Source organism: Citrobacter sp. Cb028 (genome assembly GCF_030336705.1).
In the GTDB taxonomy this organism is placed as follows: domain Bacteria; phylum Pseudomonadota; class Gammaproteobacteria; order Enterobacterales; family Enterobacteriaceae; genus Citrobacter; species Citrobacter braakii.
Window position 1 is genome coordinate 34615 of the sequence record NZ_JAOWCZ010000021.1, and the last position, 16116, is coordinate 50730.

General features: G+C 54.3%; 14 protein-coding genes and 4 tRNA genes. 13 read left to right on the forward strand and 5 right to left on the reverse strand.

Annotated features, from left to right (window positions below; all coding sequences use genetic code 11):
• Nucleotides 1–180 precede the first annotated feature (180 nt).
• From thrP to OGV75_RS01495, 5 genes are all read left to right on the forward strand, one after another.
• Entirely contained in the window at nucleotides 181–1566 is a 1386-nt protein-coding gene (thrP, locus tag OGV75_RS01475) for a bifunctional threonine/serine APC transporter ThrP (RefSeq protein WP_016155119.1), read from the forward strand.
• A 102-nt stretch (nucleotides 1567–1668) separates the two neighbouring features.
• Nucleotides 1669–1745: transfer RNA gene (locus OGV75_RS01480), tRNA-Arg, on the forward strand.
• Between the two features lie 57 nt (nucleotides 1746–1802).
• Nucleotides 1803–1878: transfer RNA gene (locus OGV75_RS01485), tRNA-His, on the forward strand.
• A 20-nt stretch (nucleotides 1879–1898) separates the two neighbouring features.
• Nucleotides 1899–1984 (forward strand) — tRNA-Leu (locus OGV75_RS01490).
• 41 nt (nucleotides 1985–2025) lie between these two features.
• Nucleotides 2026–2102 (forward strand) — tRNA-Pro (locus OGV75_RS01495).
• 459 nt (nucleotides 2103–2561) lie between these two features.
• On the opposite strand, the gene hemY is transcribed toward OGV75_RS01495, so the two are convergent.
• From hemY to hemC, 4 genes are read right to left on the reverse strand one after another with little or no spacing between them, the layout of a single operon-like run.
• Nucleotides 2562–3761, reverse strand: a complete 1200-nt coding sequence (gene hemY, locus OGV75_RS01500) for a protoheme IX biogenesis protein HemY (RefSeq protein WP_016155120.1) — start codon at nucleotides 3759–3761, stop codon at nucleotides 2562–2564.
• A 2-nt stretch (nucleotides 3762–3763) separates the two neighbouring features.
• Nucleotides 3764–4939: a uroporphyrinogen-III C-methyltransferase gene (gene hemX / locus OGV75_RS01505; RefSeq protein WP_053389013.1), complete on the reverse strand. Its 1176-nt coding sequence runs from the start codon at nucleotides 4937–4939 to the stop codon at nucleotides 3764–3766.
• 21 nt (nucleotides 4940–4960) lie between these two features.
• Nucleotides 4961–5701 carry a uroporphyrinogen-III synthase gene (gene hemD / locus OGV75_RS01510; protein ID WP_046274889.1) on the reverse strand — a complete coding sequence of 247 codons (741 nt, stop codon included), beginning with the start codon at nucleotides 5699–5701 and terminating at the stop codon, nucleotides 4961–4963.
• Nucleotides 5698–6639, reverse strand: a complete 942-nt coding sequence (hemC, locus tag OGV75_RS01515) for a hydroxymethylbilane synthase (RefSeq protein ID WP_046274890.1) — start codon at nucleotides 6637–6639, stop codon at nucleotides 5698–5700. The genes hemD and hemC overlap by 4 nt, the downstream gene beginning before the upstream one ends.
• 395 nt (nucleotides 6640–7034) lie before the next feature.
• On the opposite strand from hemC, the gene cyaA reads away from it, so the two are divergent.
• Entirely contained in the window at nucleotides 7035–9581 is a 2547-nt protein-coding gene (gene cyaA, locus OGV75_RS01520; protein ID WP_286480298.1) for a class I adenylate cyclase, read from the forward strand.
• Between the two features lie 40 nt (nucleotides 9582–9621).
• On the opposite strand, the gene cyaY is transcribed toward cyaA, so the two are convergent.
• Complete coding sequence (gene cyaY / locus OGV75_RS01525; protein WP_019078434.1) at nucleotides 9622–9942, reverse strand: iron donor protein CyaY; 321 nt, start codon at nucleotides 9940–9942, stop codon at nucleotides 9622–9624.
• Between the two features lie 138 nt (nucleotides 9943–10080).
• Between cyaY and lptM the strand changes: the two genes are divergently transcribed.
• From lptM to ysgD, 7 genes are all read left to right on the forward strand, one after another.
• A complete protein-coding gene (gene lptM / locus OGV75_RS01530) occupies nucleotides 10081–10284 on the forward strand; it encodes an LPS translocon maturation chaperone LptM (protein WP_003017937.1) in 204 nt (67 codons plus the stop codon).
• Nucleotides 10285–10332: 48 nt separating this feature from the next.
• Nucleotides 10333–11157, forward strand: coding sequence for a diaminopimelate epimerase (gene dapF, locus OGV75_RS01535; protein WP_016155126.1), 825 nt, complete (start codon nucleotides 10333–10335; stop codon nucleotides 11155–11157).
• Nucleotides 11154–11861, forward strand: a complete 708-nt coding sequence (locus OGV75_RS01540) for a DUF484 domain-containing protein (RefSeq protein WP_103284402.1) — start codon at nucleotides 11154–11156, stop codon at nucleotides 11859–11861. The genes dapF and OGV75_RS01540 overlap by 4 nt, the downstream gene beginning before the upstream one ends.
• Complete coding sequence (xerC, locus tag OGV75_RS01545) at nucleotides 11858–12760, forward strand: tyrosine recombinase XerC (RefSeq protein ID WP_049040600.1); 903 nt, start codon at nucleotides 11858–11860, stop codon at nucleotides 12758–12760. The genes OGV75_RS01540 and xerC overlap by 4 nt, the downstream gene beginning before the upstream one ends.
• A complete protein-coding gene (gene yigB / locus OGV75_RS01550; RefSeq protein WP_016155129.1) occupies nucleotides 12760–13476 on the forward strand; it encodes a 5-amino-6-(5-phospho-D-ribitylamino)uracil phosphatase YigB in 717 nt (238 codons plus the stop codon). The genes xerC and yigB overlap by 1 nt, the downstream gene beginning before the upstream one ends.
• An 88-nt stretch (nucleotides 13477–13564) precedes the next feature.
• A complete protein-coding gene (gene uvrD, locus OGV75_RS01555; RefSeq protein ID WP_016155130.1) occupies nucleotides 13565–15727 on the forward strand; it encodes a DNA helicase II in 2163 nt (720 codons plus the stop codon).
• 265 nt (nucleotides 15728–15992) lie between these two features.
• Nucleotides 15993–16049, forward strand: a complete 57-nt coding sequence (ysgD, locus tag OGV75_RS01560; protein ID WP_212723238.1) for a YsgD/CorL family protein — start codon at nucleotides 15993–15995, stop codon at nucleotides 16047–16049.
• Nucleotides 16050–16116 lie beyond the last annotated feature (67 nt).

Consider the following 16116-nt stretch of genomic DNA (forward strand, 5'->3'; position numbering starts at 1 on the left):
GCTTTAATTGCCATTTAAGCGATTTTAGGAAACCATTCGCAACAATCATTGCAGTGCCGTGGTGTTTTTGACGCCAACCGTTAAGCGGTCGGTGCCGTATGGCCTGTTATGGCATAACAAGATGTACCCATAACGAGAACCGGTAATACCGGACAGTATGCAAACACAACAAGAGGATTTATGGCCGAGAACAAACCTGAGCTACAGCGTGGGCTGGAGGCTCGTCACATCGAATTAATTGCCCTTGGGGGGACTATTGGCGTCGGGCTATTTATGGGGGCCGCCAGTACCCTGAAATGGGCGGGACCTTCGGTTCTGCTGGCATACATCGTCGCCGGGCTGTTCGTCTTTTTCATTATGCGTTCTATGGGGGAGATGTTATTCCTCGAGCCGGTTGCCGGTTCATTTGCTGTTTACGCCCATCGTTATATGAGCCCCTTCTTTGGTTATCTCACTGCCTGGTCATACTGGTTTATGTGGATGGCGGTGGGGATATCGGAGATTACCGCCATCGGGGTGTACGTCCAGTTCTGGTTCCCGGAAATGGCACAATGGATACCCGCACTGATTGCTGTCGGACTGGTTGCGTTGGCAAATCTCGCCGCGGTTCGTCTGTATGGTGAAATTGAGTTCTGGTTTGCCATGATTAAAGTGACCACCATCATTGTGATGATCGTCATTGGATTAGGGGTGATTTTCTTCGGTTTTGGCAATGGCGGTCAGGCGATCGGCTTTGGCAACCTGACTGAGCACGGCGGCTTCTTTGCTGGTGGTTGGAAGGGCTTCCTGACGGCATTGTGTATTGTCGTGGCTTCTTACCAGGGCGTGGAGCTGATCGGCATTACTGCGGGTGAAGCGAAGAATCCGCAGGTCACGCTGCGGAGTGCAGTAGGGAAAGTGCTGTGGCGTATTCTGATTTTCTACGTCGGTGCGATTTTTGTTATCGTCACTATTTTCCCGTGGAATGAGATTGGCAGTAACGGTAGCCCGTTTGTTCTCACCTTTGCCAAGATTGGTATTACCGCCGCGGCAGGGATTATTAACTTTGTGGTCCTGACGGCGGCGCTGTCGGGCTGTAACAGTGGGATGTACAGCTGTGGGCGTATGCTTTACGCGCTGGCAAAGAATCGCCAGTTACCTGCCGCCGTTGGAAAAGTTTCGCGCCAGGGCGTGCCGGTTGCCGGCGTGGCTATTTCTATCGCGATCCTGCTGGTTGGTTCGTGCCTGAACTACATCATTCCCAACCCGCAGCGTGTGTTCGTTTATGTCTATAGCGCCAGCGTGCTGCCGGGGATGGTGCCGTGGTTTGTGATCCTGATAAGCCAGATACGTTTCCGTCAGGCGCATAAAGCGGCGATCGCCAGTCATCCTTTCCGCTCGATTCTTTTCCCGTGGGCGAACTATTTGACGATGGCGTTCCTGATTTGCGTATTAATCGGCATGTACTTTAATGAAGATACCCGAATGTCGCTGTTTGTTGGCATTATCTTCTTACTGGCCGTGACGCTCATTTATAAGGTTTTTGGCCTGAATCGTCATGGCACAGCCCAAAAATTGCAGGAATAAGCGACAAAACGCACAAACCATGACCAAACGATAATTTATTTTAAAAAAGCACTAGACAGCAGACCGAGACCTCCGTAATATCCAGCCCCGCAACGGCGCTAAGCGCCCGTAGCTCAGCTGGATAGAGCGCTGCCCTCCGGAGGCAGAGGTCTCAGGTTCGAATCCTGTCGGGCGCACCATTTAGTAATGGTGCCGGAGCTGCGGTGGTTTTAATACCGCGTAAAAGATTTGCAGTGGTGGCTATAGCTCAGTTGGTAGAGCCCTGGATTGTGATTCCAGTTGTCGTGGGTTCGAATCCCATTAGCCACCCCATTAATTTAAAGTTGTGAAATGCGAAGGTGGCGGAATTGGTAGACGCGCTAGCTTCAGGTGTTAGTGTCCTTAGGATGTGGGGGTTCGAGTCCCCCCCCTCGCACCACGACTTAAAGAATTGAACTAAAAATTCAAAAAGCAGTAAAACGGCGAGTAGCGCAGCTTGGTAGCGCAACTGGTTTGGGACCAGTGGGTCGGAGGTTCGAATCCTCTCTCGCCGACCAATTTTGAACCCCGCTTCGGCGGGGTTTTTTGTTTTCTGATTTTCCCTTCTCAGCCTTTATTTCCCCGAATTTCCTGATGTCTTAAAAAGTCCGGTTCCATTGTTTTTGCAGTGCAATCGTGGCATGCCTTGTGCAATAATATACGGGTAGATGCTCATTCCATCTCTTATGTTCGCCATCTGGCCTCATAAACTCAGGAATGATGCAGAGCCGTTTACGGTGCTTATCGTCCACAGACAGATGTCGCTCTGGCCTCATCAAACACCATGGACATAACGTTGAGTGAAGCACCCATTTATGTTGTCATACAGACCTGTTTAGCGCCTGCTCCAAAAGAGCGGGCGTTTTTTTATGCATATACACCTCATCCTTCAAGTCGCCTCGAAGCATCTCGAATGATTTGGTGTATATGAAATAACGGTAGGCCCGGTAAGCGAAGCGTCACCGGGCAAGAGGGAATTACTGCGGGGGATTGTTGTTCTGCAGCGTCAACATCAGGCCATCACGACGCATGGTGGCGGCTTCTTCTGGCTGATGCAGTCTGTCCAGCGCGTCAGCAAGCCAGGCGTAGTCATAGGCATCTGGACGCTGTTTGAGAGCGGCACGGAAGGCGAACGTGGCTTCCTGCCATTCGCCGTGCTTCATTAGCGACTGGCCCAGCGTGCTCCACAGTAATGGGCGATCGCCGACGGCTTTAATCTGCTGGCGCAACACTTTTTCTATCTGTTCCGGGTTGTTGGTTTTCAGACGCGGGATCGGCAGCACCAGGCGGTCGTCATACTGGCGTTTAAGACCATCAATGATGACCTGCTGTGCCGTATCATGATCGTCACACTCAATCAGATGTTCAGCCATTGCTACCTGCAGGGCAACCTGGTGACGGGTTTTACGGTTCTGGTTTTTCCACCATGCACGTAGCCCCTCGCTGCCCTGATCGGCGCGAACCTGATCCATCAGACCAACCCATGCCTGCTGTTCCAGCATCGCGCGGTGCTCGTCATCACCCACGTGCGCTTTTGCCATGGATGGAATGATATCCAGTAACGAACTCCATGCACCGGTACGAATGTAGGCCTGTTCAGCCAGACGCAGCACTTCCGGATGACGTGGCGTCACTTCCAGCAGTTTATCTACGCTGTGGCGCGCGGCGTGATTTTCATTACGCGCCAGCTGCAGGCGAACGCGAGTGATTTCTACCGGGATCGTATCATTTCCGGCCAGTTCGGCAGCACGCTCAAGGTGTTGGTTGGCACGTGCTTCGTCACCGCGCTGTTGAGCCGCTTCTGCCGCCAGCAGGTAATTCACTACCGGCTGTTCTGCATGATCGGCGTTTTTCGACATCAGCTTTTCAACCTGCTGATAATCGCCTTCTGCCAGCTTGAGCAGCGCCTGCTCCGTCTGCTTACGGGCGCGACGACGCTTCCGACCGACAAACCATCCGCGGGTATGCGCGCCAGTGCGGAAAATTCGGCGCAGCAGCCATTCAATCGCAAACAAGACGACCATTGCGACGATCAGAATGATCACCAGACCCGTCACGCTGGTTTCGATATTGTAATTATCCGTCTGGATCAGTACGTAGCCCTGATGACCGGCAATCATTGGACCGACAACGATCCCGGCGATCAATAGCACAAAGAGCAATAATACTTTTAGCATCATTATTCTCCTTGCGGCGCAGTTGCCGGAGTTTCAGCTGAAGGCGCAGGAGCTGCTGCAACCGGCGCTGTGGCAGGTTGTGCCAGTAAATTACGTACGCGGGTCTGCATGAGCTTGTCGAGAAGCGCCTGGCTCTGCAGCGTTTCCGGTACGTCCATGCTGATGCTTTGTTGGCTCAGTTGGTCTACCTCTTCAAGGAAAGCTTTGGTGGCTGCATCGTCGGTGTCGTAGTAGGCGCGCACCCAGGTGGAGACGTTTTCCAGCGCCTGGCGATATGTTTCCTCCTGATGACGCGGCACGGCCTGGGCGGCCACTAACAGGCGAGAACGGATATTTTCACGTAAGTAAACGTCCTGGTTCGGTGCCAGCAGCGGGACGGCGGTTTCATCACGACGGCGAACGGTGATAAAGCTGTCCATAAAGTTCTGCCAGCTTTTTTGCAGATTGATGCGCCATTCGCTGATCGAGCTGGAAAGCTCGCTGCTGTCGGAATCCATCGGCGAATCGTCGGTATCGTTGTCGGCTAGACGCAGGTTATCAATCTGGTTAGAGAGCTGATTCACTTTCAGGATAATGCCGTCATAGTCGACCTGAGTCACCGCAGAGAGGCTCGCGATATCGTCGGTAATCGCGCGACGGGCGGTAATCAGGCTTGGGTCATTCATATCCGCCAGGCTGGCGTCAGCGCTTTTCAGCAGCGCCGCGGCGGTAGTAACGTCCTGATCGCTCCATAATTTGCGACCGGCCAGTTTCACCAGAAAATCAGCCTGCGCCAGCAGCCATGTCCCGGCATCGCTGCCGGAGATAGTGGCGACTTTTTGCTGGACTTCGTCAAGCTGTTTGACCAGCGCGGCCTGCTGGCGAGCGGCTTCATCCAGCTGCGTTGCCTGCTGCTTAATAATGCCTTCCAGCTCAGCTTTTTGGCTTTCTTGCGCTTTTTGCAACGCCGTAAGCTGGTTCGCCAGCGCATCGCTGGTTGCTGTCTGCGTTGTTGCCTGCTGTTTCCCCCAACCGTACAGCCCAACGCCTGCAGCCAGCGCAATAGCAATCGCCACTGCGCTCAGAATCAGCGCCGTGCTGTTCTTACTCTTTTTTTCAGTATTGACTGGCTGTGACGTGGTTTCCACGGCCTCCCTGGTCTCTTCAACCACGGCGGAGGATTTTTCTTGTTCCGTCATTATGGCATCCCATTATGAGAGTTATTGTAATGCGCGTAGTAGCGCATCGTTGTCGGCGTTATCAGCGACCTTAATATCTTGCCAGCCCAGTTCCCGGGCGAGGTGCGCCAGACGCTCACTGACGACCAGCAGCCGACAGCGTAGTAACCAGTGCTCACGATACCACTGCGGAATGAGCGACCAGAGCTGTTGTAGCATCTCTCCGCTGGTGACAACCACCGTGGTCACACCACGAGATTGCCAGCGCATCGCTTCTTCTGCACCATCGTAATATTTTGCACTGCGTTGATAACATTCACAAAAATCGACATCAGCTCCGCGTGCTGTCAGGGTTTCACCTATCAGCTCACGGCCACCATTACCGCGTAATATAAGCGCGCGTTTTCCCGCAATATTTTGTAATTCAGGTAATTGTAGCAAGACTTCGCTAATTTCCCGATCCAGAGGGTAGTGAATATTGAAACCGCTAACGGTATGCAGCGCCAGCGCCGTTGTGCGACCAATGGCAAAATAACGCGGAAGGGAGGGCCAGCTTTTCCCCTGTTGCTGAAGCTCGGCATCTGCAAAGGTGACGGCGTGCTGCGAGAGGGCGAAGACCAGATCGTTTTCCGTTAGCGCCGACAGCCGGGAAGCCAGCGTTGCCAGCTCCCGACCGGGCGAAAACTCGATGAGCGGAAAGCTCCAGGCCACCCGCCCCAGTGTGCGCAGACGGCTCACTAACTCTTCCCCTGCGGGAGACGGGCGGGTGACCAGAATACTCATGCTGGGGCTTCTCCGTTGTAAACTTCAGCCAGAATGGTGCGCGCACCGTTCTCCAGCAGCTCTTCAGCCAGAGAGATGCCCATCTGTTCAGCTTCCTGCGCGGCGCCGCGACGTTCTCCGCATACCATCTGCGAACCGTCAGGCGCGCCGACCAGCGCCCGCAGCCAAATCTCACCGTTAAGGAGTTCTGCATAACTGCCGATAGGGACCTGACATCCCCCTTCCAGGCGGGTATTCATGGCGCGTTCGGCTTTGACGCGCAGCGCCGTCTCTTCATGGTTGAGCGGCGCTAACAGCGCCTGAGTGCGCATATCATCCAGTCGACATTCTATGCCAACTGCGCCTTGCCCGACAGCGGGTAGGGAGACTTCCGGCGGCAGAGCGGTGCGGACTCGCGACTCAAGACCTAAACGTTTTAATCCGGCGACCGCCAGAATAATGGCGTCATAATCGCCGTTATCCAGTTTGCTCAGACGCGTACCTACGTTACCGCGCAGTGAACGGATGACGAGATCCGGGCGACGCTTTGCCAACTGGCACTGGCGACGCAAACTGGATGTCCCGACGATACTGCCTGCCGGGAGTTCATCCAGCGTGTTGTACTTATTTGAGACGAAAGCATCACGCGGATCCTCTCGCTCGCAAATGGTGACCAGTCCAAGACCGTCAGGGAACTCAACCGGCACATCCTTCATGGAATGCACGGCGATATCGGCGCGTTTTTCCAGCAGCGCGACTTCCAGCTCTTTAACAAACAACCCTTTCCCCCCGACTTTCGCCAGCGGGGTATCAAGGATCACATCGCCACGGGTTACCATCGGAACCAGTTCCACGATCAGACCGGGGTGGTTTGCCATTAAGGCGTCTTTGACATAATGTGCCTGCCAGAGCGCAAGGGGGCTTTGGCGTGTGGCAATTCTCAAAACATTGTCTAACATGCTTGTTACCGTCATTATCAATCATTGACCATCCTAACATCCTTATCAAAGGGATGTCAGCGTTACGCTCAAACGTGAGTGAGAGGAAAAGGCGCTGCATCATCACTGGCAGTGAATAATGACGAGAAACCTCCCGACCGTATGAAGGAATTTACACGTAACGAACGGTGCTACACTTGTATGTAGCGCATCTTTCTTTACGGTCAATGAGCAAGGTGTTAAATTGATCACGTTTTAGACCATTTTTTCGGCTGTACAGCATAAAAAAATATGGGCGAAAAAACAGGTAACGGTTATTTTTGACATACGGTTTATCCGAATTGATGACGATTATTGTGAGCGCTTGTGCCGCAGCAATCGACAACATGACGGATAGCAACATCAGGCGATACGTCTTGTACCTCTATATTGAGACTCTGAAACAGAGACTGGATGCCATAAATCAACTGCGTGTGGATCGCGCGCTTGCTGCCATGGGACCTGCCTTCCAGCAGGTATACAGTCTGCTGCCGACATTATTGCACTACCACCATCCGCTGATGCCGGGTTACCTTGATGGTAACGTTCCCAAAGGCATATGCCTTTACACGCCTGATGAAACCCAACGCCACTACCTGAACGAACTGGAACTGTACCGCGGTATGTCGCCGCAGGATCCTCCCAAGGGCGAACTGCCTATCACCGGCGTTTACTCAATGGGCAGCACCTCTTCGGTAGGGCAAAGCTGTTCCTCTGACCTTGATATTTGGGTCTGCCATCAATCCTGGCTGGATAGCGAAGAGCGCCAGCTGCTGCAGCGTAAATGTAGCCTGCTGGAAAGCTGGGCCGCCTCGCTGGGCGTGGAAGTCAGCTTCTTCCTGATTGATGAAAACCGTTTCCGCCACAATGAAAGCGGCAGTTTGGGTGGTGAAGACTGTGGCTCGACGCAGCATATCCTGTTGCTTGATGAATTCTATCGCACCGCTGTGCGTCTCGCGGGTAAACGTATTCTGTGGAATATGGTGCCGGGCGACGAAGAAGAGCATTACGACGATTACGTCATGACGCTTTACGCACAGGGGGTGTTAACGCCAAACGAATGGCTGGATCTCGGCGGACTCAGTTCGCTCTCCGCCGAAGAGTACTTTGGCGCCAGCCTCTGGCAGCTGTACAAGAGTATCGACTCCCCGTACAAAGCGGTATTGAAAACGCTGCTGCTGGAAGCTTATTCCTGGGAATACCCCAATCCACGCCTGTTGGCGAAAGATATTAAACAGCGCCTGCACGATGGCGAGATCGTCTCTTTTGGTCTCGACCCTTACTGCATGATGCTGGAGCGCGTTACCGAGTACCTCACGGCGATCGAAGACCCGACTCGTCTGGATTTAGTGCGTCGATGTTTCTACTTAAAAGTGTGTGAGAAACTGAGCCGCGAGCGCGCCTGTGTGGGCTGGCGTCGTGAAGTATTAAGTCAGTTAGTGAAAGAGTGGGGCTGGGATGACGCCCGTCTGACCATGCTGGATAACCGCGCTAACTGGAAGATTGACCAGGTACGCGAAGCGCATAACGAACTGCTCGATGCGATGATGCAGAGCTATCGTAACCTGATCCGTTTTGCCCGCCGAAATAACCTCAGCGTGAGCGCCAGCCCGCAGGATATCGGCGTGCTGACCCGTAAGCTGTATGCCGCGTTTGAAGCATTGCCAGGTAAAGTAACGCTGGTGAACCCGCAGATATCTCCGGATCTCTCGGAACCGAATCTGACCTTTATCCATGTGCCGCCGGGCCGTGCCAACCGTTCGGGTTGGTATCTCTATAACCGCGCGCCTAACATGGACTCGATCATCAGCCATCAGCCGCTGGAATATAACCGCTACCTCAATAAACTGGTGGCGTGGGCCTGGTTCAACGGCCTGCTGACCTCGCGTACGCATTTATTTATTAAGGGCAACGGCATTGTTGATTTGCCGAAGCTGCAAGAAATGGTCGCCGACGTGTCGCATCACTTCCCGCTGCGACTGCCAGCGCCAACGCCGAAAGCGCTCTATAGCCCGTGCGAGATTCGCCACCTGGCGATTATCGTTAACCTTGAATATGACCCGACGGCAGCATTTCGCAATCAGGTGGTACATTTTGATTTCCGTAAGCCGGACGTCTTCAGCTTTGGTGAAGAACAAAATTGCCTGGTGGGTAGCGTCGACCTGTTGTACCGCAACTCGTGGAATGAAGTGCGTACGCTGCACTTCAATGGTGAGCAGGCGATGATTGAAGCGTTAAAAACGATTCTGGGCAAAATGCACCAGGATGCCGCGCCGCCGGATAGCGTCGAGGTCTTCTGCTATAGCCAGCATCTGCGCGGTTTAATTCGCACCCGCGTGCAGCAACTGGTGTCTGAGTGCATCGAGTTGCGCCTCTCCAGCACCCGTCAGGAAACCGGACGCTTCAAAGCGCTGCGCGTTTCTGGTCAGACGTGGGGTCTGTTCTTCGAGCGCCTGAACGTCTCGGTACAGAAGCTGGAAAACGCGATTGAATTTTATGGCGCGATTTCACATAACAAACTGCACGGGCTTTCCGTTCAGGTTGAGACCAATCATGTGAAACTTCCGTCAGTGGTTGACGGTTTTGCCAGCGAAGGGATCATTCAGTTCTTTTTCGAAGAAACGGGTGATGAGCAGGGCTTTAATATCTACATTCTGGATGAGAGTAATCGGGCTGAGGTGTATCACCACTGCGAAGGTAGCAAAGAGGAGCTGGTACGCGATGTCAGCCGTTTCTACTCGTCGTCGCACGATCGCTTTACCTACGGCTCCAGCTTCATCAACTTTAACCTGCCGCAGTTCTATCAGATTGTGAAAACCGACGGGCGCGCGCAGGTGATCCCGTTCCGTACCCAGCCGATTAGCGCCGTGCCGCCTGTCAGTCAGGAAAACGACACACCGCTGTTGCAGCAGTATTTCTCGTGAGCATGATGCCGGATAAGCGAAGCGTATCCGGCAATAAAACTTAACGGAAGCTCACCTTTTCACCCGCCTGCTGTGTTGCCGCCTGTTCTAGCAGATCCCAGAACGTTTCGCCGCTACGATCGCAGATCCACTCGTCGCCTTTCAGGTCAAAGTGGTAGCCGCCCTGTTTGGTCGCCAGCCACACCTGATGCAGCGGCTCCTGACGGTTAATAATAATTTTGCTGCCGTTTTCGAAGCTGATGGTCAGCACGCCGCCGTTGATCTCACAATCGATATCGCTGTCGCCGTCCCAGTCATCCAGACGCTCTTCAATGGTCATCCAAAGGGTGTCAGCAAGGCGATGAAATTCACTGTCGTTCATTTTCTTATCCTGTTTTTCGTGATGACGGCAGTATAACCTGAAACAAAACGCGTTGCAGATTACAGGCTAACTCTTGCTTTTACGCCTTCTCCTGCGATGATAGAAAACAGAAAGCATGAACTTTACAGGCAATCGATAATGAAAAACGTGTTAAAGCCACTCGCTGTCATTTTTACTCTGTTCAGCCTGACGGGCTGTGGGCTAAAAGGCCCGCTCTATTTCCCGCCAGCAGATAAAACCGCGCCGCCTCCGACCAAGAGCGTTCAGCCGCAATCGCAATCCACCACGCCAGAGAAAAACGATCGTGGGATTAGTGACGGGCCTTCTCAGGTGAATTACTGACGGCAGGAATAGATGTATATTTCTGTACCCGCGTGAACGGAGTGAATGATGCAATTCTCTAAAATGCATGGCCTTGGCAACGATTTTATGGTCGTCGACGCGGTAACGCAGAATGTCTTTTTCTCACCAGAGCTGATCCGCCGCTTGTCCGACAGGCATCTCGGCGTTGGATTTGATCAACTGCTGGTGGTTGAACCTCCGTATGATCCGGAGCTGGATTTCCACTACCGTATTTTTAATGCCGACGGTAGTGAAGTGTCACAGTGTGGCAATGGCGCCCGCTGTTTTGCCCGCTTTGTTCGCCTGAAAGGGCTGACCAATAAGCGTGATATTCGCGTCAGTACCGCTAATGGTCGTATGGTATTAACCGTAACCGACGACGAGCTGGTACGGGTGAATATGGGTGAACCCAATTTTGAACCCGCGCAGGTTCCGTTTCGCGCCAACAAAGCAGAGAAGACCTATATTATGCGCGTGGCTGAGCAGACAGTATTGTGCGGCGTGGTTTCAATGGGGAACCCGCACTGCGTAATTCAGGTTGATGATGTTGATACGGCCACGGTAGAAACGTTGGGGCCGGTTCTGGAAAGCCACGAACGCTTTCCTGAACGCGCCAATATCGGATTTATGCAAGTGGTAAAGCGCGAGCATATCCGGCTGCGCGTCTATGAGCGCGGCGCGGGTGAAACGCAGGCCTGCGGCAGCGGTGCGTGCGCCGCTGTTGCGGTTGGTATCCAGCAGGGCCTGCTGGCAGAAGAAGTGAGGGTGGAATTACCGGGCGGTCGACTTGATATCGCCTGGAAAGGTCCGGGTCATCCGCTGTATATGACTGGCCCGGCGGCACATGTCTACGACGGATTTATTCACTTATGAAGCAACCAGGGGAAGAACTACAGGAAACGCTCATGGAGCTGGACGACCGGGCGGTCGTCGATTACCTGCAACGTAATCCTGAGTTTTTTATCCGTAATGCCCAGGCAGTTGAAGCGATGCGTGTTCCACACCCGGTGCGGGGCACGGTCTCTTTAGTGGAATGGCATATGGCGCGGGCACGTAATCATATTAACGTGCTGGAAGAGAATATGGCGTTGTTGATGGAACAAGCCAACGCCAATGAAAGCCTGTTCTATCGTCTGTTAAATCTGCAAGCCCGGCTGGTATCGGCCAGCAGTCTTGACGACATGCTGATGCGATTTCATCGCTGGGCGCGTGAGTTAGGGCTGGCTGGGGCGACGGTTCGTCTGTTCCCGGATCGCTGGCGACTTGGTGCGCCATCAAAATTCACTCATCTGGCATTAAGCCGTCAGGCTTTTGAACCGCTGCGTATTCAGCGTCTGGGCCAGTCACAGCACTATCTTGGACCGCTCAATGGCCCGGAACTTCTGGTCATGATGCCCGAAGCGAAAGCAATAGGCTCGGTGGCGATGTCGATGTTGGGGCAAGATGGATCCCTGGGCGTGATGCTGTTCAGCAGTCGCGACGTTAATCATTACCAGCAGGGGCAAGGTACGCAATTACTGCAGGAAATCTCGCTGATGTTGCCGGAGCTGCTGGAGCGCTGGATTGAACGCGTATGACCGATTCACCCCTTTCTCAGGATGTGGCGCGCTTTTTACGCTATCTGGGCGTTGAGCGCCAGCTTAGCCCGATCACATTGCTGAATTATCAGCGTCAGCTTGATGCCATCATTGCGTTAGCCGGAGAGACCGGTCTGCAAAGCTGGCAACAATGTGACGCTTCGATGGTACGCAGTTTTGCCGTGCGCAGCCGTCGTAAAGGGCTGGGGCCGGCGAGCCTGGCGCTGCGTCTCTCCGCATTGCGCAGTTTCTTTGACTGGCTGGTTAATCAGGGCGAGCTGAAAGCCAATCCCGCAAAAAGTGTTTCCGCGCCGAAAGCACCGCGTCATCTACCTAAAAATATCGATGTCGACGACGTTAATCGTCTGCTGGATATCGACCTCAACGATCCCCTCGCCGTGCGCGACCGGGCAATGTTAGAAGTGATGTACGGCGCAGGGCTGCGTTTGTCTGAACTGGTTGGGCTGGATATTAAACATCTCGATCTCGACACCGGCGAAGTATGGGTGATGGGGAAGGGCAGTAAAGAACGTCGCCTGCCAATTGGCCGCAATGCAGTGGCGTGGATTGAGCACTGGCTGGACCTGCGGGGGCTATTTGGCTGCGATGACGATGCGTTATTCCTGTCAAAACTGGGCAAACGCATTTCTGCGCGTAATGTACAAAAACGCTTTGCGGAATGGGGGATAAAACAGGGGCTGAACAGCCACGTACATCCCCACAAATTGCGCCACTCTTTTGCGACGCATATGCTGGAGTCGAGCGGCGATCTGCGCGGGGTACAGGAGTTATTGGGGCATGCGAATCTCTCCACTACCCAAATCTATACCCATCTTGATTTTCAACACCTGGCTTCAGTGTACGATGCGGCGCATCCACGCGCCAAACGGGGGAAATAATGCGTTTTTACCGGCCTTTGGGGCGCATTTCTGCGCTCACCTTTGACCTTGATGACACCCTTTACGATAACCGTCCCGTTATCACACGCACCGAGCAGGAAGCGCTCGCGTTTGTACAGAATTACCATCCGGCGCTGAATTCGCTGCAAAATAGCGACCTACAGCGCTTACGTCAGGCCGTTCGCGACGCTGAGCCGGAAATCTACCACGACGTTACCCAATGGCGTCACCGCGCCGTAGAGCGCGCTATGCTGGAGGCGGGATTGTCAGAAGCAGAAGCCAGAATGGGGGCAAATGCGGCGATGATGAATTTCGCCAAATGGCGTAGCCGCATTGACGTCCCGCAGGCGACGCATGACACGCTGAAGGCGCTGGCCCGCAAATGGCCGCTGGTGGCGATCACCAACGGTAACGCACAGCCAGAACTGTTCGGCCTGGGCGATTACTTTGAGTTTGTGCTGCGCGCCGGTCCCGACGGGCGATCAAAACCGTTCAGCGACATGTATGCGCTGGCGGCGGATAAACTGAAAATGCCTGTGGCTGAGATTCTGCATGTGGGCGATGACCTGACGACAGACGTGGCGGGGGCCATCCGTTGCGGTATGCAGGCCTGCTGGATCAAGCCGGAAAATGCCGACCTGATGCAAACCGCAGACAGCCGTTTGCTGCCGCATATCGAAATTTCACAGTTGGCATCTCTGACCTCGCTGATATAATCACCAGCAGAACTCTGTATATATACCCAGCTTTTTGGCGGATGGCGCTACGCTTATCCGCCTTACCTACTTTTACGCGGCGGTGCCAATGGACGTTTCTTACCTGCTCGACAGCCTTAATGATAAACAGCGTGAAGCGGTGGCCGCGCCACGCAGCAACATGCTGGTTTTGGCCGGCGCGGGGAGTGGTAAAACTCGCGTGCTGGTGCACCGTATCGCCTGGTTACTGACGGTAGAGAACAACTCGCCATACTCCATTATGGCGGTGACCTTTACCAACAAAGCAGCGGCGGAAATGCGCCACCGTATTGGCCAGATCATGGGAACCAGCCAGGGCGGTATGTGGGTGGGTACATTCCACGGTCTGGCGCACCGCCTGCTGCGCGCGCACCATATGGATGCGAACCTGCCGCAGGATTTCCAGATCCTCGACAGCGAAGACCAATTGCGTTTGCTCAAGCGTTTGATCAAGGCGATGAATCTTGATGAGAAGCAGTGGCCGCCGCGTCAGGCGATGTGGTTTATCAATAGCCAGAAAGACGAAGGGCTGCGCCCGCACCATCTGCAGAGCTATGGCAACCCGGTTGAGCAAACCTGGCAAAAGGTGTATCAGGCCTATCAGGAAGCGTGTGACCGCGCGGGGCTGGTGGATTTCGCCGAGCTGTTGCTGCGCGCCCATGAACTGTGGCTCAACAAGCCGCATATCCTGCAGCACTACCGCGAACGCTTTACCAATATCCTGGTGGACGAATTCCAGGATACCAACAACATTCAGTACGCCTGGATCCGCCTGCTGGCGGGCGATACCGGCAAAGTGATGATCGTTGGCGATGATGACCAGTCGATCTACGGCTGGCGCGGGGCGCAGGTGGAAAACATCCAGCGCTTCCTCACGGATTTCCCGGGCGCAGAAACCATTCGCCTGGAACAGAACTACCGCTCGACCAACAACATCCTCAGCGCGGCCAACGCCCTGATTGAAAACAACAACGGGCGTTTGGGTAAAAAGCTGTGGACCGATGGCATCGACGGCGAACCAATCTCACTGTACTGCGCGTTCAACGAACTCGATGAAGCGCGTTTTGTGGTCAATCGTATCAAAACCTGGCAGGACAACGGCGGTGCGCTGGAACAGTGCGCCATTCTGTATCGCAGCAACGCCCAGTCGCGCGTGCTGGAAGAGGCGTTGTTACAAGCCAGCATGCCGTACCGTATCTATGGTGGGATGCGCTTCTTTGAACGCCAGGAAATCAAAGATGCGCTCTCCTACCTGCGCCTGATCGCTAACCGTAATGACGACGCCGCATTTGAACGCGTGGTGAATACGCCAACCCGCGGGATTGGCGATCGTACATTAGATGTCGTGCGTCAGACCTCCCGTGACCGCCAGCTTACGTTGTGGCAGGCCTGTCGTGAGCTGTTGCAGGAAAAAGCCCTCGCGGGTCGAGCCGCCAGCGCCTTACAGCGTTTTATGGAGCTGATCGATGCGCTGGCGCAGGAGACCGCCGATATGCCGCTGCACGTGCAGACTGACCGGGTGATTAAAGACTCCGGCCTGCGCATGATGTACGAGCAGGAAAAAGGCGAGAAGGGTCAGACGCGTATCGAAAACTTAGACGAACTGGTGACGGCAACGCGCCAGTTCAGCTACAACGAAGAAGACGAAGACTTAATGCCGCTACAGGCGTTCCTGTCTCACGCCGCGCTGGAAGCAGGCGAAGGGCAGGCGGATACCTGGCAGGATGCGGTACAACTGATGACGCTGCACTCGGCGAAAGGTCTGGAGTTCCCCCAGGTATTTATCGTGGGTATGGAAGAAGGCATGTTCCCCAGCCAGATGTCGCTGGACGAAGGTGGGCGCCTCGAAGAAGAGCGCCGCCTGGCTTACGTAGGCGTGACTCGCGCGATGCAAAAGCTGACTCTGACCTACGCCGAAACGCGTCGTCTGTACGGCAAAGAGGTTTACCACCGTCCGTCGCGCTTTATCGGCGAACTGCCGGAAGCGTGCGTTGAAGAGGTTCGCCTGCGCGCCACGGTTAGCCGCCCGGTGAGCCATCAGCGGATGGGCACGCCAATGGCGGAAAATGATACCGGCTACAAGCTCGGCCAGCGCGTGCGCCACGCTAAGTTTGGTGAGGGCACCATCGTCAATCTGGAAGGAAGCGGTGAGCACAGTCGTTTACAGGTCGCGTTCCAGGGGCAAGGGATCAAATGGCTGGTGGCGGCCTACGCCAGACTGGAAACGGTTTGATCGGTTTGGTTTTGCCGGATGGCGACGCTGGCGCGTCTTATCCGGCCTACAGGCCGGGTAACATTTTGATTTCCAGGCCGGACAAGGCGAAGCCGCCATCCCGCTATCTGTCGGTTAATATTCTGAAATCATAGATAAATAATTCCCCTCTGCTAACCTTTTTGTATAAGGGGAAATTATTACTTTTTCGCCATCTGTTGCGTGTTGACGTCAAAATTTTGCTGGCGTAACATGCGCGCACGATTACGCTAAGAGGACATTCGCCTTGGACACACCCAGTAGATACTGGCTCATTATCCTGTCATCCAGGATCAACTCCTAAGGCTATCCCTTTTTGCTGATAGCCTTCGCGGTTGTCAGCGACCTTCTGTTTTTTCCCGTCGCGCTGA

Coding starts and splice junctions, on each gene's coding strand:
- xerC (WP_049040600.1), top strand. CDS start 11,858: ATGACCGATTCACCCCTTTCTCAGGATGTGGCGCGCTTTTTACGCTAT.
- uvrD (WP_016155130.1), top strand. CDS start 13,565: ATGGACGTTTCTTACCTGCTCGACAGCCTTAATGATAAACAGCGTGAA.
- dapF (WP_016155126.1), top strand. CDS start 10,333: ATGCAATTCTCTAAAATGCATGGCCTTGGCAACGATTTTATGGTCGTC.
- cyaY (WP_019078434.1), bottom strand. CDS start 9,942: ATGAACGACAGTGAATTTCATCGCCTTGCTGACACCCTTTGGATGACC.
- lptM (WP_003017937.1), top strand. CDS start 10,081: ATGAAAAACGTGTTAAAGCCACTCGCTGTCATTTTTACTCTGTTCAGC.
- yigB (WP_016155129.1), top strand. CDS start 12,760: ATGCGTTTTTACCGGCCTTTGGGGCGCATTTCTGCGCTCACCTTTGAC.
- hemD (WP_046274889.1), bottom strand. CDS start 5,701: ATGAGTATTCTGGTCACCCGCCCGTCTCCCGCAGGGGAAGAGTTAGTG.
- OGV75_RS01540 (WP_103284402.1), top strand. CDS start 11,154: ATGAAGCAACCAGGGGAAGAACTACAGGAAACGCTCATGGAGCTGGAC.
- hemC (WP_046274890.1), bottom strand. CDS start 6,639: ATGTTAGACAATGTTTTGAGAATTGCCACACGCCAAAGCCCCCTTGCG.
- hemX (WP_053389013.1), bottom strand. CDS start 4,939: ATGACGGAACAAGAAAAATCCTCCGCCGTGGTTGAAGAGACCAGGGAG.
- hemY (WP_016155120.1), bottom strand. CDS start 3,761: ATGCTAAAAGTATTATTGCTCTTTGTGCTATTGATCGCCGGGATCGTT.
- thrP (WP_016155119.1), top strand. CDS start 181: ATGGCCGAGAACAAACCTGAGCTACAGCGTGGGCTGGAGGCTCGTCAC.